This is a genomic window from Acetobacterium wieringae, assembly GCF_023700225.1.
Classification (GTDB): Bacteria; Bacillota; Clostridia; order Eubacteriales; family Eubacteriaceae; genus Acetobacterium; species Acetobacterium wieringae.
This window is the reverse complement of sequence record NZ_CP097897.1, coordinates 2,567,296-2,590,027: the sequence shown is the minus strand read 5'-3', so window position 1 is coordinate 2,590,027 and position 22,732 is coordinate 2,567,296. Positions and strand designations below refer to the sequence as shown.

20 protein-coding genes are annotated in these 22,732 nt (G+C 43.7%); 18 read left to right on the top strand and 2 right to left on the bottom strand.

Annotated elements, in window-relative coordinates:
- The 13 genes from CHL1_RS12535 (at position 1) to galE (ending at position 14,136) form a co-directional block, all read left to right on the top strand.
- Positions 1-1,269: a pyridoxal phosphate-dependent aminotransferase gene (locus CHL1_RS12535; protein ID WP_250933217.1), complete on the top strand. Its 1,269-nt coding sequence runs from the start codon at positions 1-3 to the stop codon at positions 1,267-1,269.
- Between the two features lie 72 nt (positions 1,270-1,341).
- Positions 1,342-2,352 carry a LacI family DNA-binding transcriptional regulator gene (locus CHL1_RS12530; RefSeq protein ID WP_070370535.1) on the top strand — a complete coding sequence of 337 codons (1,011 nt, stop codon included), beginning with the start codon at positions 1,342-1,344 and terminating at the stop codon, positions 2,350-2,352.
- Between the two features lie 14 nt (positions 2,353-2,366).
- Positions 2,367-3,353: a lipoate--protein ligase gene (locus CHL1_RS12525; RefSeq protein WP_250933215.1), complete on the top strand. Its 987-nt coding sequence runs from the start codon at positions 2,367-2,369 to the stop codon at positions 3,351-3,353.
- Positions 3,354-3,452: 99 nt separating this feature from the next.
- Positions 3,453-4,619: a TraB/GumN family protein gene (locus CHL1_RS12520; protein WP_250933213.1), complete on the top strand. Its 1,167-nt coding sequence runs from the start codon at positions 3,453-3,455 to the stop codon at positions 4,617-4,619.
- 117 nt (positions 4,620-4,736) lie between these two features.
- Positions 4,737-5,567 (top strand): transporter substrate-binding domain-containing protein, encoded by an 831-nt coding sequence (locus CHL1_RS12515; RefSeq protein ID WP_148638711.1) that lies wholly within the window; start codon positions 4,737-4,739, stop codon positions 5,565-5,567.
- Between the two features lie 295 nt (positions 5,568-5,862).
- A complete protein-coding gene (locus tag CHL1_RS12510) occupies positions 5,863-6,522 on the top strand; it encodes an amino acid ABC transporter permease (RefSeq protein ID WP_250933211.1) in 660 nt (219 codons plus the stop codon).
- A gap of 10 nt (positions 6,523-6,532) precedes the next feature.
- The gene (locus CHL1_RS12505) at positions 6,533-7,291 is read left to right on the top strand and encodes an amino acid ABC transporter ATP-binding protein (protein WP_070370539.1); all 759 of its coding nucleotides are present in this window, start codon (positions 6,533-6,535) and stop codon (positions 7,289-7,291) included.
- Positions 7,292-7,389: 98 nt separating this feature from the next.
- Complete coding sequence (gene hisJ / locus CHL1_RS12500) at positions 7,390-8,241, top strand: histidinol-phosphatase HisJ (RefSeq protein WP_250933209.1); 852 nt, start codon at positions 7,390-7,392, stop codon at positions 8,239-8,241.
- A 54-nt stretch (positions 8,242-8,295) separates the two neighbouring features.
- A complete protein-coding gene (locus CHL1_RS12495) occupies positions 8,296-8,820 on the top strand; it encodes a helix-hairpin-helix domain-containing protein (RefSeq protein WP_250933207.1) in 525 nt (174 codons plus the stop codon).
- 119 nt (positions 8,821-8,939) lie between these two features.
- A complete protein-coding gene (locus tag CHL1_RS12490; RefSeq protein ID WP_084633531.1) occupies positions 8,940-9,581 on the top strand; it encodes a helix-turn-helix transcriptional regulator in 642 nt (213 codons plus the stop codon).
- A gap of 9 nt (positions 9,582-9,590) precedes the next feature.
- Positions 9,591-10,394 carry a pyruvate, water dikinase regulatory protein gene (locus tag CHL1_RS12485; RefSeq protein ID WP_243134864.1) on the top strand — a complete coding sequence of 268 codons (804 nt, stop codon included), beginning with the start codon at positions 9,591-9,593 and terminating at the stop codon, positions 10,392-10,394.
- A gap of 5 nt (positions 10,395-10,399) precedes the next feature.
- The gene (gene ppdK / locus CHL1_RS12480; protein WP_250933205.1) at positions 10,400-13,045 is read left to right on the top strand and encodes a pyruvate, phosphate dikinase; all 2,646 of its coding nucleotides are present in this window, start codon (positions 10,400-10,402) and stop codon (positions 13,043-13,045) included.
- 101 nt (positions 13,046-13,146) lie between these two features.
- Complete coding sequence (galE, locus tag CHL1_RS12475) at positions 13,147-14,136, top strand: UDP-glucose 4-epimerase GalE (RefSeq protein WP_250933204.1); 990 nt, start codon at positions 13,147-13,149, stop codon at positions 14,134-14,136.
- Between the two features lie 35 nt (positions 14,137-14,171).
- On the opposite strand, the gene CHL1_RS12470 is transcribed toward galE, so the two are convergent.
- Both CHL1_RS12470 and CHL1_RS12465 read right to left on the bottom strand, forming a co-directional pair.
- Positions 14,172-14,399, bottom strand: a complete 228-nt coding sequence (locus tag CHL1_RS12470; protein ID WP_243134867.1) for a rhodanese-like domain-containing protein — start codon at positions 14,397-14,399, stop codon at positions 14,172-14,174.
- A 35-nt stretch (positions 14,400-14,434) separates the two neighbouring features.
- A complete protein-coding gene (locus CHL1_RS12465) occupies positions 14,435-15,811 on the bottom strand; it encodes an FAD-dependent oxidoreductase (RefSeq protein WP_250933202.1) in 1,377 nt (458 codons plus the stop codon).
- A gap of 349 nt (positions 15,812-16,160) precedes the next feature.
- On the opposite strand from CHL1_RS12465, the gene CHL1_RS12460 reads away from it, so the two are divergent.
- The 5 genes from CHL1_RS12460 (at position 16,161) to CHL1_RS12440 (ending at position 22,530) form a co-directional block, all read left to right on the top strand.
- Positions 16,161-16,889 carry an ABC transporter ATP-binding protein gene (locus CHL1_RS12460; RefSeq protein ID WP_250933200.1) on the top strand — a complete coding sequence of 243 codons (729 nt, stop codon included), beginning with the start codon at positions 16,161-16,163 and terminating at the stop codon, positions 16,887-16,889.
- 3 nt (positions 16,890-16,892) lie between these two features.
- Complete coding sequence (locus CHL1_RS12455; protein WP_070370547.1) at positions 16,893-17,813, top strand: SufB/SufD family protein; 921 nt, start codon at positions 16,893-16,895, stop codon at positions 17,811-17,813.
- 261 nt (positions 17,814-18,074) lie between these two features.
- Positions 18,075-19,673, top strand: a complete 1,599-nt coding sequence (wsfD, locus tag CHL1_RS12450) for a glycan biosynthesis hexose transferase WsfD (protein ID WP_250933198.1) — start codon at positions 18,075-18,077, stop codon at positions 19,671-19,673.
- The gene (locus tag CHL1_RS12445) at positions 19,670-21,277 is read left to right on the top strand and encodes a DUF2334 domain-containing protein (protein WP_250933196.1); all 1,608 of its coding nucleotides are present in this window, start codon (positions 19,670-19,672) and stop codon (positions 21,275-21,277) included. Before wsfD ends, CHL1_RS12445 begins: the two co-directional genes overlap by 4 nt.
- Positions 21,274-22,530 (top strand): glycosyltransferase family 2 protein, encoded by a 1,257-nt coding sequence (locus CHL1_RS12440; protein ID WP_250933194.1) that lies wholly within the window; start codon positions 21,274-21,276, stop codon positions 22,528-22,530. Before CHL1_RS12445 ends, CHL1_RS12440 begins: the two co-directional genes overlap by 4 nt.
- Positions 22,531-22,732: the final 202 nt, after the last annotated feature.

Below are 22,732 nucleotides of genomic sequence, written 5' to 3'. Positions count from 1 at the left end.
ATGAAAAAAGCACAAATGGTTATTGAAACATCATTAAGAGCAGGTGGTACTGATCCGATCTTTCGAATCGCCGGAGAAGCGGCAAACCGTACCAAAGAATTGGGACCGGAAGCCGTTATTAATTCAACCATCGGAGCACTGATGGACGATGATGGCGAATTGGTAACATTCAAATCAGTGTATGACACCTTAAAAGGCCTGCCGAATCACCTGATTGCCGATTATTCTGGGTTAGCCGGGCAACCGGATTTTTTAGAAAAGATCACGGAAGCCTGTTTTAAAAACTGTAAACCAGAAGGTTATATTCGGGCGGTGGCAACCCCGGGGGGAACCGGAGCAGTCCGCCATTCGTTCTGTAATTATACCGAACTGGGAGATACAATCTTACTGACAGACTGGTATTGGGTCGCTTATGCGACCATTGCCGATGAAAATCATCGCAAAGTCACAACCTTCCCACTTTATAATGAAGCGGGTGGATTCAATTTAGAAGGCTGGAAAAAAAGCATCCTGGAGCTGCTGGAAAAACAGCAGCGGGTATTAACGGTTCTTAATACCCCAGCCCATAATCCCACTGGCTATACCATTTCCCTGGAGGAATGGAAAGCGATCAAGACCTTTGTCACCGAAACCGCCACCGCTCAGCCGGAGTCTAAAATTATTCTGCTGGTGGATCTGGCCTATATCGATTTTGCTGGCGAAGGGGATGAGGCTCGTCAGTTTATGAAAATGCTGACGGGGATGCCGCATAATATTTTGACCCTTTATGCCTTTAGTTGCTCCAAGGGTTATACCATGTATGGACTGCGAAACGGCGCCATTCTCTGTGTGGCGCCCACCGCAGAGATTGCCGATGAATTTGCCAATGCCTGCACCTATTCCAACCGTGGTAACTGGTCAAACGGCACCCGGGGAGCGATGGAAACCATCACGAAGATTTTCAGTAATGACGAATTATATAATCAGGCAATGGCTGAGCAGAGCTTCTATAAAAGCATTTTAAGACGTCGGGCCGCTGCTTTCGTGGAGGAAGCCAATAAAATCGGCCTGAAAATGGTTACCTATTGCGATGGCTTTTTTATCAGTATCCCCTGTGATAAACCCCAGGAAGTCAGCAGTCGTTTAATGGAAAATAACACCTTTGTTGTGGCATTGGGAAAAGGTCTCCGTTTTGCACCCTGCGCCGTTTCAGAAGAAAAATGTCGCCGATCACCTCAGCTGATTCTGGATGCCATCAAAGAGGTGGAGGCCGTTAACTATTGGCATTAATAATATAGGTGGCTGCGAAGCAAATAAGTGCTTCGCAGGCATCTGTTGTTGTGAATTTTGAAAGGAAAAGAGATGAGAGTAAAAATCGTTGATGTTGCCAGAGAAGCAAATGTTTCCGTTGCAACAGTATCCCGAGTTGTTAATAATATTCCGTTAGTAAACGAAGAAACCAAGGAACGGGTATTGGAAGCCATCAAAAAAACCGGATACAAACCCAATGCCATTGCCAGAAGTCTGAAAATTCAGAAAACCAATACCATGGGAATCATGATCCCGGATATTACTAATCCTTATTATACCGAAATCGTCCGGGGCGCCGAAGATGTTTGTGGCATCTATCATTATAATATCATTTTAAGTAATACCGACTTTGATCCTGAAAAAGAAAAAAAATCGCTGAACGTGCTGGTTGAAAAACAATGCGATGGAATTATCTATGTGGGTAAAGATCTCAGTGACGAAATGCAGGCTGAGTTGATTGATGCGCCCAGCGAAGTTGTTTTAGGTTGTATTCCTGATGACAGTGGCGTGCTCAGTGGCGTTTTGATTAATAATGAAACAGCAGCCTATGAGTTGGCGACTGAGCTGATAAAAATGGGCCACAAAAAATTCATGTTGTTCTTTGATGAGTTGGAAGAAGGCTATATTTATCAGGAACGAAAAAAAGGTTTTATTAAAGCCTTTGAAGAAAATAACATCGAATTTGATGACAGCCGCATCTTAAGAGAAAAACTGAGTCTCTCCGGTGGTTACACGATGATGCAGGAAGCCATTAATTCCGGGATCGATTTCACCTGCGTTTTCTGTTTTAATGACCAGACGGCACTGGGGGCGATTCGCTGTGCTGAAGAAATGGGCAAGAAAATTCCTGAAGACATCAGCATCTGTGGCTTTAACAATTTCTGGATTGCGGAATGGACCAGACCGCAGATTACCACAGTAGCTCAGCCGATGTACGATATCGGCGCGATTGCCATGCGGATGCTGATCAAGCTGTGCGAAAAAGATGGCGATCGGACCGTTAAAAATGTTTATGTACCGCATGAGGTTCATATTCGTGGTTCGGTTACTGAGATTAAATAATAGCCGGAGCTTTTATGAAATACATTGATTGGAAAGAAACCGACCCACAAAAGAATCTGGCCTTTGAAGAATATGTCTTTAATCAAATGGATAAAGACGAGAGTTATTTTCTGTTGTGGCAGAACGATAATGCCGTAATTGTCGGAAAACACCAGAACACCATTGAGGAAATTAATCAGGAATATATCAAAGAAAATGATATCAAGGTTGTTCGTCGCCTTTCTGGTGGTGGGGCAGTTTACCATGATTTAGGAAATCTCAACTTCACCTTTATTGTTAATGAAGCGGGTCAGGAACAGTTTGACTTTCAGACCTTTACCCGCCCTCTGGTGGAAGCGCTTAAAACGCTGGGGGTCAATGCAGAATTCAACAGCCGGAATGATCTTGCCATCGATGGAAAGAAATTTTCCGGCAACTCCCAATATGCTAAACGGGGGCGGATTCTCCACCACGGTACGATCCTATTCAATTCAAATCTGGCTACCATTCAGAGTGCTTTGAAAGTAAAGCAGGATAAGATTGAATCCAAGGGGATCAAATCAGTTAAAAGTCGGGTCACCAACATTGTCGACTACCTGGATGAAGACTATACCCTGGAAGATTTTAAAGCAGCGTTGCTAAAAGCGATGTTTGAAAATGACAATTTGGAAATGATCACCCTTTTAGAGGAAGAAATCCAGGCGATTGAACAGTTGAAAACAGAAAAATATGCAACATGGGATTGGAATTATGGAAAATCGCCTCGATATAATTTGCGAAAAGAAAGAAAATGCGACTTTGGTCTGATTACAGTTTTGCTTCAGGTTGAAAAGGGTGAAATCAAAGAGCTTCACTTTTATGGCGATTATTTTGGCAATGGGGACATTCAGGAACTGGAAACGCTGCTGATTGGGGTTAAACCGACCGAGGAAGCGCTGTCAGAGATCCTCAAAGAGGTAGTGCTGTCTGATTATATTAATGGATTGGATGTAAAAACTTTACTTGACTTAATACTATATTAAATGCAGCAATTAGGCATCAGAATAGCTGGTCAGCGTGATTGAGTTAAATCATACTGCGTTGACCAGTTTTTTCTATTGAGCCTGAAGAAAGGAAGTTCATTGGAATCAAATATTACACGGCTTAGTTATCATGGCAAAGAATTGATTTTGATTGGGACGGCTCATGTTTCCAAAAACAGCGTCGATGAGGTTCGGGAAACCATAAAAAACGAACAGCCGGATTCCATCTGCATTGAACTGGATCAGCAGCGCTACGAGGCCATTAACCAGAAAGACAAATGGTCCAATACGGACTTGGTTCAGATCATCAAAAGCAAACGGGCGGGTTTTATGTTTGTCAATATTCTGTTGTCCAACTACCAGCGTAAGCTGGCCGAACAATTCGGAATTGAATCCGGCCAGGAAATGATGGAAGGAATTGCTTGTGCTAAAGAGTACGGAGCGGAGCTGGTACTGGCTGATCGCAGCATCCAGATTACTTTTAACCGAATCTGGCGGGGCTGCAGTTTATGGGAGAAGGTCAAGGTGCTGTTCTCGATTATTCTCAGTGTGGTGGATGATGAAGAAATTACTGAAGAAGATCTCGAAAACCTGAAATCCGATGATATGTTGACGGCCGCACTGTCAGAAATGGGTTCGGCTTTTAAAGGCGTCAAAAAATATCTGGTCGACGAGCGGGATCAGTATTTAGCCTATAAAATCAAGCATGCTCCGGGACATAAGGTTGTGGCCGTGCTGGGAGCGGCTCACGTGCCGGGGATCAAAGAAGAAATTTTTAAAGACCAGAATATTGCCGAGCTGGAGGTGATCCCACCGAAATCCAATGTTGGCAAGGTGATTGGTTGGATGATCCCGATTATTTTGCTGGCGCTGATTGTGGTAACCTTTATTGCCAGTCCCAGCTCGGGATGGGAGCAAGCTAAAAACTGGATTCTCTGGACTGGTCTGCTGGCAGCGTTGGGCACCCTGCTGGCAGGTGGGCATATTCTATCGGTATTGACAGCTTTTGTAGCGGCTCCAATTACGACCCTGCATCCATTACTGGCAGCAGGATGGTTTGCTGGCATGACCGAAGCGCATTTCCGTAAGCCCAAAGTGGAAGATTTTGAATCCTTGCCTAAAGACTTGGGTAGTATCAAAGGCCTCTGGCGCAATAAGGTGACTAAGGTGCTGATGGTCGTGGTATTTGCCAATCTGGGAAGCAGTATTGGCACCTGGCTGGGTGGGCTTAACATTATTGGGATTTTTATTAATACCTTTTCCTGAGAAGTGAATAATGCTTCCTGCAGGACGTTTAAATATGCATCAGCTTTCAAAAAAACTTGTTAATGTTTACAAAATAATATATAATTAACACCATTAGGAATTTAGAAAGGAGAAACGATGAAAAGAAAATTATTAGGTTTATCACTGGTTGTTTTATTGTTATCAGCATTGATGCTGACTGGTTGTTCTTCCGGAGGATCAAAAACATCAGAAGATGCATTAGCCGATGGCGTGTTAAGTATCGGTGTGGATGATACCTACCTGCCAATGGAATTCAGAGATGATCAAAACGAACTGGTTGGCTTTGATATTGACTTTGCCAACGCTTTAGCTGAAGAATTAGGGGTCAAAGCGGAATTCCAGACAGTAGCCTGGGATGGTATTTTCAACGGTTTAAATGCAAAGCAATACGATGCTATCATTTCCAGCACCAGTATAACACCTGAACGTCTTGAAGGTTTCAGTATGTCTGATCCTTACGTTGCCAACGGGATTGTAATTGTTTCACGAAAAGATGCAACCCCGGTTAAAACATTCAAAGAACTTGAAGGAAAAACTTTGGGTGCTCAGATTGAAACCACAGCTGATATCGCAGCCGAAAAATTAAAGGTTGAAGAAGGCGTCAATGTTGAAATTAAAAAATTTGATGGAATGCTGGATGCATTTGCAGCCCTTCAAGGTAAACAAATCGATAACGTCATCACTGATGTCGGGGTCGCCATGTACTATGTAGCTCAGAATCCTGATCTCTATGTTGTCAGCTCTGATGTTTTAACCAATGAGCCGATTGGGATTACTTCCCGTTTAGCGGACACGGCGACAACCGAAAAGTATAATGAAGCCATTAAAGCTTTGCAGGAAAGTGGCAAATTGTCAGAAATTTCAATGAAGTGGTTTGGTCAAGATATGACAAAAGATATTGACACTGAACTAGTAGTCATTGAATAGGATTATCAATAATTGAATAAATAAATGGAATAGGACTTGGTACAGTTGCTGTGACAAGTCCTGTTCATATGTTTATAGACAGCAGCGTACTGGTAAATGTCTCAAACTTGGCCAGTCTGTATGTGTCAATATACACCTGAGCAAATTTTCGTGAGGGTTGTAGACAAAGTAATTAAGGAGTTAATGTCTTTTTCTGTGATGCGGTATTAGAAGCGTCATCCGAGATGAAAAAGGCTTTGTCTGCAGTCTGACATGGAGCGCTGTTCAAATTTTTTATGACGAAGGGAAGATCAACGTGTTAACTGAAATCCAATTATGGGCAATTTTAAACGGAACCATTGTAACAATTGAGATTGCACTAGTAGCAATCGTTTTTGGTGCGATTTTCGGCGTAATTGTAGCTCTTGGGCGACTCTCAAAAAATAAGGTAGCCAATGGCCTATCCTGGTTTTATATCTGGTTTTTTAGAGGAACCCCTTTATTGCTCCAATTATTCATTATTTATTATGCCATCCCGATAATCTATCTGGATGCAACGGGTATCACATTTGAAGTCAATCCAATGATTGCAGCATTTGTGGCGTTCTCCTTAAATGCCACAGCCTATCTGGCCGAAATTATCCGGGCGGCCATTGAGTCCATCGATGGAGGGCAAATGGAAGCGGCTAAAGCCCTGGGAATGAGTTATCGCCAGGCGATGACAAAAATTATTATCCCCCAAACCTATAAACGGCTGGTTGCTCCTTTGGGTAACGAGCTGATTATGCTGTTAAAAGATACGTCACTGGTATCGACCATTGCATTATTTGATTTGCTGAGAACCACCAAAACAATGGCGAGTGCGACCGGATCGTGGATTTATTACATTTATGCCGCCATCTATCTGTTCTTAACAACGATTATTCAGGTTGTATTTGATATGATGGAAAAGAAACTGGGAATTTACGAAAGATAGGGAAAAAAATATGAGTATGGTAAAATTAGTGAACGTACGAAAGTCTTTTGGAGATTTGGAAGTGCTCAAGGGTGTTAATCTCGAGGTTTCGCAGGGCGAAGTCGTCTGTATAATCGGTGCCAGCGGTTCAGGAAAAAGTACCATGTTACGGTGTCTTAATCATCTGGAACGGATCTCTGACGGAGAAATTTACATTGAAGATGTATTGTCCGATAAACGGGCCAACAATAAAGACCTGATGAAGATTGATCCGGTCACCGTGCAGTCCTTGTGCACCGATTTGGGCATGGTTTTTCAAAATTTCAATCTCTTTCCTCATTTGACGGTACTGGACAATGTGACTATTGCTCCTCTGATTGTCAAGAAAGAGGATAAAAAAGTAGCTGAAACCAGAGCCCTGGATTTATTAAGTATGGTTGGTCTCTTTGAAAAGAAAGATGAGTACCCATCCCGTTTATCCGGTGGTCAACAACAGCGGGTTGCTATTGCCAGAGCTTTGGCCATGGATCCCAAAATTATGATGTTTGACGAACCAACCTCAGCGCTGGATCCTGAACTGGTTGGCGAAGTTCTGGCAACCATGCGGCAATTGGCTGAAAAAGGGATGACAATGCTGATTGTTACCCATGAAATTGGTTTCGCCCGGGAAGTAGCCGATCGGGTTATTTTCATGGATGGAGGGGTCATCTGCGAAGAAGGCACCCCGGAAGAAGTACTGCTTAATCCTAAAGAAGAGCGAACAAAAAGCTTTCTTAATAAAATTCTATAAACAAATTAAAAAATTGTCGATTCGACAATTTTTTTTTATTTGCTTTACACTACATGTCATGATACAATCATCACATGCAAACTTTTGGAGGGATCAAAATGTTACTGGCAAATTATCATGTTCATTCAGATTATTGCGATGGTAAAAATACCCTTGAAGAAATGGTGAAGGCCGGAATAGCGGCAGGACTTACAAGTATGGGTCTGTCCAGCCATTTCCCCTTACCTTTTGCAAATGACTGGACAATGAAGGAAGAAAATGTCGAAGCTTATCTTAATGATATTAACGATCTGAAAACAAGGTATGCATCACAAATTGAACTTTACTGTGGTATGGAAATTGATTTCTTTATCGATCGTCAGGATATCAGTGATCTGGCTAAAGTGGTTAGGCCCCAGCTGGATTATACGATTATGTCGATTCATGCCATGGGAATAACCACTGGCGATGCGGTATCCTATATTGATGAATCCCCGCAGGACTTTGAAAAAGGCCTAAAAAAATACTATCGGGGTGACACCCGGAAATTTATTAAGGATTACTACCAAAGTATCGAGATCATGGCAAAAACATTTGAACCGGAGATTCTGGGACATATTGATTTAATCAAGAAATATAATCAGAATAATTATTTTTTTGATGAAAATGAGGACTGGTATCAGGAAACAGTATGCGTGTGTCTGGATGGTATCGCAGAAACATCGACCCGGATGGAAATTAACACCGGTGCAAATATGCGGACACCCGGAGTGGGACGTTACCCTTCTGATTGGATGATACCGGAGATGAAAAAACGAAATATTCCGATCACAGTCGGTGGCGATAGCCATTCAGTTGAGGGAATTGTCTATGAATATAACCAGGCAGAAAAATATTTAGCAGAATGTGGCTATCGTGAATATTGGGTACTGAAAAAAGGCCGATGGGAAGCACAGCCTCTGGGAGTGTAGTATGGATAAGCTTGATCGCAATAAAATCCTGTACATTCTCATCGTGCTTGTTTTTTGGGCGTTTTTTGGGGTTGGTATCATTTTAAAGAAAGTAGTGACACTGCAATCAGCATTTCCGATGCCACTGCATTAGAAAATGGCGCAGACGAAAACAACCAGTCGGATCAGGGGCAAATGATGGTTCATATTACCGGGGCAGTGAAACAGCCGGGTGTTGTTTCTTTAAAACCCGAAGCCCGGTTGATTGAGGCCATTGAGCTGGTGGGTGGCTTAACAGAGACGGCTGATGTGGATTCGCTGAATCTGGCCAGAAAAATTCAGGATGAAGAGAAGATTCACATTCCTGCTATGGGCGAGGTATCAGCAACAGCGGTGTCCAGCGAGAATGATAAAGTAAACATTAATACTGCCAGTCTGGAAGAGTTGAAGAGCTTGCCTGGCGTCGGTGATGTGATTGCCCAAGGGATCATTGATTACCGGGAAAAAAATGGTGGATTTAAGCAATTGGAAGAACTAAAGAATGTCACTCGAATTGGTGATAAAGTTTACGACGGCTTATCCGAATCAATTGTGATATGAAAAAGGTTACATACAAACATAATGATAAAAAATTATCAACAAAGATCAAATAATTATTTTATATGTTTACAATATAAAGATATGTGTTATACTTAATAAAACAGTGAAAGGGGTTGGAAATGGAGTTATCAAATCGACAGAAAGAAATAATCGAGATTGTCAAAGAAAAGCAACCCGTGAAAAGCAATGAGATTTCGGAGCTGCTTAATATCAATCGGGCGACGATTCGGCCGGATCTTAAAATACTCACTATGATGGGTATTTTAGAAGCAAAACGAAAAGTCGGCTATTATTATACGGGGCGATCATTGCTTCACATTTTGGGGAGCTATATCAAAACCATTAACGTCATGGACATTCAAACCGAGCCAACAGTGGTTGAGGAAACCTCTTCGATTTATGATGGTATTATTACGATGTTTACAAAAAATGCCGGAACCTTATATGTGGTCGACGGAAAGTACCTTTCCGGGATTGTCTCCCGTAAGGATTTTATTAAAGCCATGATTGGGAGAAAAGAGGTAGAATCGCTGCCCATCCCGATGATCATGACCCGAATGCCCAATATTATTTATCTGGAACCAACGGAATCTGTTTATGATGCCGCTTATAAAACGATGTTTTATGAGGTGGAATCGCTGCCCATTGTCACCAAAGAAATTGACGAAAAGGGTGTACAGCGGTTGGTGCTGATTGGTAAGGTGTCACGAACAAATATTACCCGCTATGTGGTAAACATGGGGAAAAGTGTTGAAGAATGAGGTTGAAACTTGAAAAGCATAGTAATATTCGTTGTTTCCGATACGCCTACCGAAATTGGTGAGCTGCTGGTAAAAGCAGGTACAAGCGTATTTGAAAACTCCATCCGGGAAGTGCGGTTTCATCCCTTTGTGGATGATAAGCTGAGTATTGACTACCTGTTGGATTTGGCAAAACAGGAAAATGGGTTGGTGGTGTATCGCTTTGCTTCAATCGAATTAAAGCATCATATGGAAACCGAGTCCCAAATAAAGGGGGTACCCATCTACGATGTGATGGGCTCGCTGATGGAGACGCTGAGAAGCATCACCGGAGAAGAACCGGTCAGGAACCTCAAATCCAGCCTGGAGCTGGATGCCCACTATATGAAAAAAATCGAGGCCATTGAATTTGCGGTGAAATATGATGATGGAAAAAACACCTCCGGTCTGGATCAGGCGGATATTATTTTGATTGGCGTTTCAAGAACTTCTAAGACACCAATCAGTATTTATTTGGCCAACAATAATTACAAGGTAGCCAATATTCCGCTAATGCCAGAAGTTGAACCGCCAAAAGAATTATTTGAAATACCAAAACATAAAATATTTGGGCTGATTCTGGATCCTAACCATCTGGTCAGTATCCGCTCAGAAAGAATCAGGGCCATGGGGCTCACCGGAACATCAAATTATGGAAGTTACGAAAGAGTAATGTTGGAGTTAGAGAAAGCACAACAGCTTTTCGATAAATTGGAGTGTACAGTCATTGACGTCACATCAAAAGCAATTGAAGAAATTGCAGCGATCATACTTGCAAATATAATCAGGAGGTAGAGGAAATGTCAAAAAAATGGGTTTATTTGTTTAAAGAAGGTAATGCAAACATGAAGGAACTGCTGGGGGGGAAGGGTGCTAACCTTGCAGAAATGACAAACATCGGTTTACCAGTTCCCGGGGGCTTTACCGTAACCACCGAGGCCTGCACTGAATATTATAATCAGGACAAAAAACTTTCTGACGAAATTGTCGGTCAGATCAATGAATACATGAGTATTCTGGAAAAAGAATGTGAAAAAGAATTTGGTAATGCAGATAATCCACTGTTGGTTTCAGTTCGTTCAGGTGCCAAGTTTTCAATGCCAGGAATGATGGATACCATCTTAAATCTCGGCCTTAATGACGAAACCGTGGCCGGTATTGCCAAAGCAACGGATAACGAACGGTTTGCCTTTGACAGCTACCGCCGCTTTATTCAAATGTTTGGTGATGTGGTCCAGGAAATCGGTAAAGAAAAATTTGACCACGTACTGGAAGCCGCCAAAGAAAAAAATGGTTATAAAGACGATACCGAATTGACTGCTGATGATCTTAAAGAAATCGTTGTTGCTTATAAAAAAATTGTTAAAGATGAAACTGGTGAAGATTTCCCGTTAGATCCCAAAGAACAATTATTAATGGCGATCGAAGCGGTATTCAGATCATGGAATAACAATCGGGCCATCAGCTACCGAAACATGAATGATATTCCCCACGACATTGGCACCGCTGTTAATGTTCAGTCGATGGTATATGGAAACATGGGCAATGATTGCGGGACTGGCGTCGCCTTTACCCGAAATCCTGCAACCGGACAGAAAAAACTATTTGGTGAATTCCTGATTAACGCCCAGGGAGAAGACGTGGTGGCAGGAATCCGAACTCCTAAAGATATTAATGAGTTGCAGGATATTATGCCGGAGGTTTTCAAACAATTCCATGAAACCGCCGAATTATTGGAGAAACATTATAAAGATATGCAGGATATTGAGTTTACCATTGAAAAAAGCAAACTCTTTATGCTGCAAACCCGAACCGGTAAGCGAACGGCTGCGGCTGCTATATGTGCCGCAGTGGAAATGGTCGAAGAAGGGCTGATCACCAAAGAAGAAGCCATTTTGCGACTGGATCCGATTGCCCTGGATCAGCTGTTGCACCCAACCTTTGAAGCAGCCGCACTATCAGCAGCCGAATTGCTGGCTACAGGTCTGCCGGCTTCACCAGGTGCCGCCACCGGTAAAATTTATTTTACGGCCGAAGCGGTTTGTACTGCCGTTGCCAATGGCGAAGAAACACTGCTGGTCAGAAAGGAAACATCCCCAGAAGATATTGAAGGCATGTATGCTGCCAACGGGATTTTAACCGCTCGTGGTGGCATGACCTCTCATGCGGCAGTTGTTGCCCGGGGGATGGGAAAATGCTGTGTAGCTGGATGCGAATCCATCAAGGTGGATGAAGCCGCCAAACAATTCACTGTTGGCAATCAGATTTTCAAAGAAGGAGATTACATCTCATTAAACGGAAGCACCGGTAGTGTTTACAAGGGTGGCATCAAAACCGTTACCCCTGAGTTGTCAGGACATTTTGGCCAGATCATGGCCTGGTCGGATGAATTCCGAACCCTGAAAGTTCGAACCAATGCCGACACCCCCAAGGATGCCTCTGTTGCGGTTCGTTTTGGTGCCGAAGGTATTGGCCTCTGTCGTACGGAGCACATGTTCTTTGATGAACATCGGCTACCTAGCGTCCGACGAATGATTCTCTCCGAATCAAAAGAACAGCGGGAAAAAGCCCTGGCGGAAATTCTGCCAATGCAAAAAGAAGATTTTATTGGCATCTACAAAGCCATGGAAGGTCGACCGGTGACCGTGCGTCTGCTTGACCCACCACTGCACGAATTCCTACCCAAAGAAACCAAAGACGTCGAAGCTTTGGCTGCCGATATGGGCTTTGACGTGGAAGATATGATCACCATCATTCAGGGTTTGGAAGAATTCAACCCGATGCTCGGTCACCGTGGGTGTCGTCTGGCGATTACCTATCCGGAAATTGCTGAAATGCAAACCCGGGCGATAATGGAAGTAGCCATTGAAGTCAAAGAAAAAGATGGCTTTAATGTAATCCCGGAAATCATGATTCCTTTAATTGGTATTAACGAAGAGTTAACCTACCTGGAAAAGGTAGTCAGAAACACAGCGGAACTCATTAAAACCGAAAAAAAATCAGATATCGAATACCTGGTGGGAACGATGATGGAAATTCCCCGGGCTACCCTGATTGCTGATCAGATTGCTGAAACAGCTGAATTCTTCTCATTTGGAACCAATGACCTGACTCAAATGACCTATGGTTTCTCCCGGGATGATGCCGGTAAGTTTATTACCGATTATAAAGACAAAGGGATTCTGCCTAATGACCCCTTCCAGAGCATTGACGTCGAAGGTGTTGGTAAACTGGTTGAAATGGGTGTCACCCTGGGCCGTAAAACCAAGCCTGACTTGAAAATCGGTGTTTGTGGTGAACATGGCGGCGATCCCAAATCGATTTTCTTCTTCCACAGTGTTGGACTGAGCTATGTTTCCTGCTCACCATTTAGGGTGCCAATTGCCCGCCTGGCCGCAGCTCAGGCAGCATTAAGCAACAATAAAAGTGCCTTTACTGACAAATAAACGATTATGAAACCCTTCGGGGTTTCTTTTTTTTAGAAAAAGTTCTATAATAAAGAGAAATCAACAAATACAACAATGAATAATAGAAATAGAGGAACACGATGAAAATTTTAGTTTGTGGCGGGGCCGGTTATATTGGATCACATGTGGTCAGGGTGCTGGTGGAGCGGGGGTATCAGGTAGTGGTACTGGATAACTTCTCAACCGGGCATCTGGGAGCGGTACCGAAAGAGGCAGTAATTGAAGAAGGCGATATCCGGGATCGGGTCTTTCTTGGGCAGGTCTTTCAGGCTCATCCGATTGACTGCGTGATGCATTTTTGTGCCAACTCGCTGGTGGGTGAGTCGATGGTAGAGCCGCTCAAATATTATCACAATAATGTCTATGGCACCCTCTGTCTGCTGGAAACCATGGTCGAACAGGAGGTCAAACGGTTTGTTTTTTCATCAACTGCGGCTGTGTATGGTGAACCGGAGCAGAGCCCGATTACCGAGAACAGCACTAAAAAGCCCACCAATACCTATGGTGAGACAAAACTGGCAGTCGAAAAAATGCTGCCGTGGTTGGATCAGGCCCATGGCTTAAAATCGATGACCTTCCGTTATTTTAATGCCGCTGGTGCTCATCCCAGCGGGGAGATTGGGGAAGATCACAACCCCGAAACCCATTTGCTGCCGCTGATTTTAAAAACAGCCCTGGGCCAGCGGGATAAAATCAGCATTTTCGGAGAAGACTATCCCACCCCTGATGGTAGCTGCATCCGGGATTATATTCATGTTATGGATATCGCTGCCGCTCATATTTTAGGGATGGAAAAACTACTGGCTGGTGGCGAAAGTAATATTTATAATTTAGGTGATGGTAAAGGGTTTTCCGTCAAAGAAGTGATTGCCAGAACCAGGGCCATCACCGGAGAAGCCTTTGCAGTGGAGATTGCAGACAGACGAGCCGGCGATCCAGTTGAGCTGATTGCCTCATCAGAAAAAGCCCACCAGGAGTTGGGCTGGAAACCGGCGCATTCTGATTTGGACACGATTATAAAAACAGCCTGGAAATGGCATCAAAACCATCCCCAGGGCTATGGCGAATAAAGCGCTGTTAAAAAATCAGCATGCTTAAAGATTGATCACTCTTCATTGGTGGCATCATAAAACTGAAAACCTCCAGAAAGATTAAATACATTTTTAAAGCCGTGGTTAAGTAAGATGTTCTGGGTTGCATTACCGGTGACACCCTTATTACAATAAGTGATCACTGGACGGTTCTGATTAAACAGCGTCAGTTTGCGGCGCAGATCCTGATGGGGAATGTTCTGCGCTTTTGGCAGATGATCGGTAGTATAGTGTTCAGTTATTCGAGTATCAACGATTTGATAAGTTTCCCCATTATTCAGTTTTTTTTTAAGTCGGCGGGGGTGATCAGTTTTCGTCCATTGTTCAGGGCATTATCCAGAATCATCCCGGTATAATGGATCGGATCCTTGGTGGTGGAAAATGGTGGCGCATAGCCGAGATCCAGATCAAAGAATTCAGCCACGGTGGCCCCATAGGTAATCAGGGTGACAAAAACATCCAGGCGTTTGTCAACTCCTTCGTAGCCGATGATCTGTACGCCTAAGAGTTTTTGGGTGGCCCGATCAGCGATAGCCTTGATCAGCATTTCCCGACCACCATAATAACCTGGTTTGTCGGGCTTGATATTATGGACAATTTCGACATCATAACCTTCCTTAAGGGCTTCTGCTTCGGATAAGCCGGTGCTGCCGATGCTGATATCAAAGACCTTAAAAATGCCGGTGCTTAAGTTACCCGGATAAATCACATTGCCGCCAGTGATATTATCGCCGCAGATCCGCCCGGTTTTATTGGCAGTTGAGCCCAGGGGGCGGTAATGGGGCTTTTTAGTGACCGATGACCAGGTTTCAATACAGTCGCCACAGGCATAAATATCGGTATCAATGGTCATCATCCGTTCATCAACCCGTAGGGCTCCGGTAACACCCAGCAATAAGCCAGCTTCCCGGGCCAGGCTAACATTGGGCTTAACTCCGGTGGCGACAATAATCATCTCACCAGGAACTAGGCTGCCATCTTCGAGAATCACGCCCTGAGCGGTGGCTTCAACCACATTGGCATTTTTCAGGATGGGAATGGCTTTTTGTTTGAGCAACTTTTCCAGATATTGAGACATATCCTCGTCAAGGTTAGGAGTCAGTTTACCGGCCCGTTCCACCAGGGTTACCTGAATGCCGCAGGCTATCAGATTTTCCATCACCTCAAAACCAATAAAGCCGGTACCCACTACCACCGCTGTTTGGGGCTTATGGTTGTTCATAAAGGTTTTGATTTTCAGGGCATCCTGGACATTGCGGAGGAAAAAAACATTGTCCAGTTCAATTCCTTTGATCGGAGGGACAAAAGCCTGGGCGCCGGTACTGATTATCAATTTATCGTAGCGATCTTCGAAAATGGCTCCCGTTTCCAGATTTTTTATAATAACATTTTTATCGCAAATATTAATTTTTAAGACCTCATGGCGGATATGGACATCAATATTGTATTTGGTCTTAAAAAATTCGGGTGTTCGAGGGGTCAATTCCATGATTGATGCGACTTTACCGCCAATAAAATAAGGAAGTCCACATCCGGAATAGGAAATGTCCTGATCTTTTTCATAGATAACTATTTCGGCCGAATCATCATTTCGCCGGGCTTTGGCTGCCGCCGAGGTTCCTCCGGCAACCGCACCGATGACTATAATTTTCATGAGTTTCTCCTTTATTTTAAATCAGTGTCGCTATTCATTCAGTAAGAAAATAACGATTTGTAAATACTATTATCTACATTATAGTCAATCAATGAGGCAAAAGCAATGCTGATTTGGGGAATCCGCTTGTGAATAACAGTAACAAAACCAGCATTTAGGGTAAATTCTGGCTACACGGTCGACAGTGAAAATTTACCCCATGAAATCAGTTTCAAAGAATACAAAAAGTGATAAAATAGTGAAGCTGATAAAATTAAATTATCATCAGTGATCCGGATTACAAGCTGGAAAAAATTTGATATAATGAAAACAGTAATAAAACTTTGAAAAGAACAGATGAGGAGAAAAAATGTTAAAACTCGAAAACATTTCATTTGAAGTTGAAAATGAAAAAGAAATTTTAAAAGATGTCAATTTAACCATCGAAAAAGGTAAATTTATCGCTATCACCGGACCAAATGGTGGGGGCAAATCAACGCTGGCTCGAATTATTTCCGGGGTCTTAAAACCGACCAAAGGTAAAATTACTTTTTACGGTGAAGATATAACCGATTTGTCGATCACAGAACGGGCCCAAAGAGGGATCAGCTTTGGTTTTCAACAGCCGGTGCGCTTTAAAGGGATCACCGTTCATGATCTGATTAATATTGCCAAGGGTGAGGAGCTATCGGTAATGGATGCCAGCCATTTCTTGTCGGAGGTTGGCCTCTGCGCCAAGGATTATATCCATCGGGAGCTCAATGATGGTTTATCCGGCGGGGAAATCAAACGGATTGAAATTGCCACCATCATTGCCCGCAATACCAAGCTGTCTATTTTTGATGAGCCGGAAGCTGGTATCGATTTATGGAGCTTTAATCACCTTATAGATATTTTTCTAAAAATGCATCAGAGTCAGGAAAACTCCATCGTGATCATCTCCCATCAGGAGCGTATTTTAGATGTAGCCGATGAAATCATCGCCATGGTTGACGGTGCCATTGTCAAGCGCGGTGCGAAAGAAAGTGTGTTGCCGGAGCTTTTGCATTGTGAAGATCCCAAAAACTGTTTGAATTGTCATGATATATTGGAGGCATAAGTAATGAACGACATTGCAAAAAAATTATTAAAAGAAGTCAGCGGCTTGGATGAAATGCCCAAAGGTGCTTATAATATCCGGGAAAACAGCAAAAGTGTGGCTAGGCAGTCCAGCGAAAACATAGAGATTGTCAGCAAAGAAGATAAATCCGGCATTGATATTATTGTCAAGCCCGACACCAAATCCGAAAACGTCTTTATCCCGGCCCTGGTATCCTGTAGCGGGGTTCATGACCTGGTTTATAATGATTTCTTTATTGGCGAAAACGCTGATATCACCATTATTGCTGGCTGTGGTGTCAGCACTGGGGATAGCTGTGATGGCTCGGAGCATAACGGGATTCATCGGTTCTTTCTGGGAAAAAATTCGAAAGTCCGCTATGTTGAAAAACACATTGGTGAGGGAACCGGTACCGGTAAAAGGGTCATCGATCCGGTAACCGAGGTGATTCAGGAAGAGGGCAGCTACATGGAAATGGAAACAACCCAGATCAAAGGGGTTGATTCCACCCGTCGCTTTACCACCGCCAAACTTAAAGATGGGGCCAAACTGGTAATCAAAGAAAAACTGATGACCCATGGCGAGCAATTTGCTGAGTCCAAGTTTGAAGTGGATATGGATGGTGAAGATTCCAGTGTTAATCTGATTTCCCGTTCCGTCGCCCGGGATTATTCGACACAGACATTTTTGTCAAAAATTAATGGCAACACCCGTTGCATGGGTCATTCCGAGTGTGATGCAATCATTATGGATCATGGTGTGGTTCGAGCAGTACCGGAAATTACCGCCAATAGTCTGGATGCGACCCTGATTCATGAGGCTGCTATTGGCAAAATTGCCGGCGATCAGATGATTAAGCTGATGACTTTAGGCCTAACCGAAGGGGAAGCAGAAGCGAAAATTATTGATGGTTTTTTAAATTAATTTATACCGATTAGGTGAACCTCTGATTGATGGCATCAGAGGTTCATTTTTATCCGATCTTAAACATGCTGAATATACACGCATCAATCGGGTAATAAATCATGTAATTATTGAATTACATCTGATGGGATAAAAAAGTGATCTAAAAAGAATGACACAATTAATCTGGCGATAAATTATCACTAAACCAGGTTTTACTGGATACATGGATCGGACTACCTGCCAAGAATGGCATGCTTAATGATTAAGGGGAAATGTAGCATGAAGAAAGAGCCAGACGTCAATACCCTTCATTTAGAAGAGCCACTAAAGCAAAACACGCCAAAGATTCGGGTAGGGCTTTTTAAGTATTTTACTAAGCCCTCGACCCTGGGAGTGCTTGTTTTATGTGGGTTGCTTTTCGCGGTTTTATTTTTGCCGCCGGTTATTGGAATGGGCGATGATGGTAGCACTGCGGCGATTATAACAGGCAGTGACCTTTATAATTTGGGAGAACTGACCCCGAAAGAAGCGATGGCTTATTTTCAAAAAAATTGGGGCATCATGGAATATTACAACGATTCTGACAATGGCCAGATTACTTCACAGACACCTTTTCTCAATGCCGCCAGAAATCTGGATCGGGCTTATACCTGGGATGGGCTGTTCGATATGCGTTTTTACGGTGCTGTGATCGCGATTTTTTATTTGATCGCAATGTATTTTTTATTTGAAACGGTCACTTATGGCAAACGGGCCAGGTGGTCCTATGTCATTGTTGGGTTGGGAGTAATCATCTTTGGCGATACTGCCTACACCGCCTGGATTAATTCATTTTACCCCCAGGCCCTCAGTTTTTTTCTGGTGATGATTCTGGGAACGTCGCTGATTCTGATGGGCCAGGAAAAGCTGAATGATTATCTCTTAATCGGCTGCTTTTTTTTAAGTGGATTGCTGCTTTGTCTCTTGAATCAGCAATATGCTCTACTGGGATTGTTTCTGGGAATTCTGGGGATCAGTCTTAAATATGTCAGTGCCGATAAATATTATATCCGCATCTGTGTTGTTGGTGGCAGCCTTTTGATGCTGTGTTCACTGACAGCTTTTTTTGTAATGCCCAATGGACTGACAAATCTTAGTGCCTACCACAGTATGACCCGGGGGGTATTGATGACGGCTGAAAACCCGGAGCAGGCCCTGAAAGAATTTTCAATCAATCCCCAATATGCAGTGCTCACCGGCACCTCATATTATCAGGCGATCGCTCCGGAAACCATGGACAGCCAGGAAATGGAGAGTGCCTTTTTTAGTAAGGTAAACCCTACTGGCGTGGCCATTTATTATCTGGCCAATCCCGGTCAATTGTATGAAATGCTTAATCGTTCGGTGGACAGCAGTTTTAATATCCGGCCAGCCTGGCTGGGAAATTATGAAATAACCCAGGGTTATGCCCCCGGTGCCCAAACCAGTTTTTTTACCCTCTGGAGTTTTCTTAAAGCCAATTACCTACCAGGAAATTTCGGTTTTATTATCATCTGGATGGGGGTGATTATTGGTGTCTATGTCCGCTTTTTTAGGAAAGGCATCATTGAAAAAAATGAGCGCAATACCCTGCGCTTTGTCGGCCTGATGACCTGGCTGTTTATCGGACTCTGGGAATTATATGTGGCCATTATCACTTCGGGAGATGCCGATACACTGGGGCATTTATTCATATTTTCGCTGACCTTTGATCTGATTTCATTTATTATTTTGGGTAAGTTCATTCATTGGATTGAAAAACAATTACGTAAGGTGGATTGGGAGGCCCGAAAACAGGCGTTTTTAAATCGCAACAAGAATAAGCAAAAACAGCGGGAACAGCGGGGATATCGATTATGAAACGGCGCATTATGAGCTTTATCATCGTATTTTTAATAATTTTGCCGATGTCACTGATCGCAGCCACTGAAGTTGTCAACCAGGAAGCTATCGTCAACAGTCCCCAGGATGTGCTGTTGATTTATGATCAGTTGGCGGTGGACACGGTTTATCGCAATAATCTCAGTGAGGTGGAAACCCTGCTGAGTTCGCTGTCGCAAACGGCCGAAATCGTGTCGATGGACGATTACCCTGGCGGGCGGCTGTTGGCTTATCAAAAAGTGATTGTCCTGAAAAATACCCAAAACACCATCAATAATCCGGCCCTTATTGCGGATTGTCAGAACTATTCCGGAGCAATGGTTTATATTGGTTTTGCAGCACCGGAATTGGTTCCCGGGCTGGCGGGTTTTCCCGTCAATCGTCAGCTGGGCCGAACCGTTTCGGTGAACCTCAATGGCTTGGCCATCAACAGTATCTGGATCGATGAGTTGCAGGTGATTGATGCCACACCGGATTCTGGCGAAGTCACCATCGGAGTTGGAACAGCAAGCTATCCGTTTGCCAAAACCAGCGGCCAGCTGACCTATGTTCCGACCTTTATCGGCCAGCCGGGGTTTACCCTGGGATTGGGAGAAGTACTCAAAGACTGGTTTGGACGAATTAACTCAGTCCATATGACCCTGTTGATTCCGGATATCTATCCTTTTTCGGATCTGAACATGGTGATTGAAACAGCTGATGCTTTTTACGCCAATGGCATCCCATTTACGCTGGGGGTGGCACCGTTAGATGATAATATCGATTATCCGGCGATGGCCCGATTTTATCAGGTGCTCCGCTATGTACAGTCAAGAAATGGAACCATCTTGATTCACCGCCCCAGTCCGGCGACGGTGTCCGATAGCAGCACGGTGCTATCGGAAAAAATGTATACGGTTATTGCGAAGATGGTGGAAAATGGGGTGTATCCCTTGGGACTGGTAACTGACGAAAGTTTGTTTTTTGATGCAGTCGATGCGGTTAATCCCCTCAATTTATTTTCATCAGGGATAATTATGTCGGATACCAGCATCGCTGCGCCGGGGCCAAAAGCAAGCTGGGCCCTGAATTCAGCCAGTATGGCAGTGACACTTGAAACCGTAATAAATAGCAGTAGTCAGAATCGTAATTTTGGCAACTACCCCATCAATACCACCATTGTCATGGCGCTGCCAGAAAATGAGGACGTGCTGACTGCACAGCTGAATACCATCAATCAAAAATGGCTTTCTCTGACGAACTATCAGCAGCTGGACAATCAGTGGACCATCGGACAGAATACCGTCGTTAGTGGCCCGGCAGGGATTTGGGTCAATGGCCTTCCGGTTTCGCTGGTATATGACGAGGAACCCATCAGTGATGATTACGCATACCAGAAACCCCCGGAATACAGCCTGGAAAAAATTTTTACCGCAGGCAACGCCTTTTTACTGACAGTGGTGGGAATAATTATTGTGGTTTTTATCATCATTGTGGTTTTCAGCCGTCGGGTCTATCTCAGCAAATTCCGAAAAGTGGTGGATCAGGAGCAAGACGATCAGCCAGTTAATCAAAATGATAAAAAGGAGGGCAACACCCCATGAACGTATTTGATTATATAATGGTGATCAATATCTTTTTAATCTGGAGTCTCCTGTTTGTCAACATTGTCCTGATTGTGGCCGGATATGTTTACTATCTCAAGGTGGAACAGCAGAAACCGCCAGAAATATCCGGGGAGTACCCCTTTGTTTCGATTATGGTACCAGCCCATAATGAAGGGGTGGTGATCGTCAAAACGGTGGCAGCACTGTTGGCCTTTGATTATCCCGAGGATCGCTACGAGATTATTGTGATCAATGACAACTCATCCGACAACAGTGCCGAGCTGCTCAAAGAAATCCAGGACGATAACCCCGGTCGCAATCTGGTTGTTATCAACACTGATAATATTACCGGTGGCAAGGGCAAATCCAATGCCCTGAATATCGGCTATCAGCAGGCTAAAGGCGAGTTTATCGCCATTTATGATGCCGACAATACTCCGGAACACAAGGCTCTGAGATATCTTGCCGCTGAACTTAAGGCCGACGATTCGCTGGGGGCTGTGATTGGAAAATTCCGCACCCGGAATAAGGAGGTCAATCTGCTGACCCGCTTTATCAATATTGAAACCCTCTCTTTTCAGTGGATGGCCCAGGCCGGGCGGTGGCAGCTGATGAAGCTGTGCACGATTCCGGGAACCAATTTCATTCTGCGCCGAACCATCATCGAGGCCATCGGTGGATGGGACGAAAAGGCGGTGGCAGAAGACACCGAAATCAGCTTTCGGATCTATTTAATGGGCTATAAAATTAAATTCCAGCCCAAGGCGGTGACCTGGGAACAGGAACCCCAAACCCTGGGGGTCTGGTTTAGACAGCGAACCCGTTGGGTCAAGGGCAATGTTTATGTGCTGATAAAAAATATTGGTTATCTGGTTGATAAGGATGCCAGGAAAATCCGCTTTGATATTTTTTATTTCTTATCCACTTACTTTTTGCTTTTAACGGCACTGGTAGTGTCGGACATCATCTTTTTTATGAATATGGCCGGACTGGTTTCCACTTCCATCCAGGGATTTAGCAACCTGCTCTGGTTTACGGCCTTTGTCATGTTTGTTTTGGGGGTGTTTATTGCCCTGACAACGGAGAAAGGCGAGATGAGTGTCGCCAATTTCTTTATCATCGCCCTGATGTATTTTACCTATTGTCAGATGTGGATCATCGTAACGGTATATGGAGTCTTTCAGTATTTAAAAGACCGGATTAAAAAGCAGGACAGCAAATGGTATAAAACCGAGCGCTTCCAGGGCTGAAATAATAATCAATGGATAAGTGATTGCGAAGGTAGCATGAGCTTTGGATCCAGTTTCGCACGAAACAATTTTTACACTGTACGGCGGACAGTTCTATGAACTGTTCGCCTACACGTTACAAAATTGTTTGTGGAAACTGCACCCAAAGCAATTCTTGTTCGATGTTTTTAGTTTCGCAAATGCCTAAATTCATGACATAAAG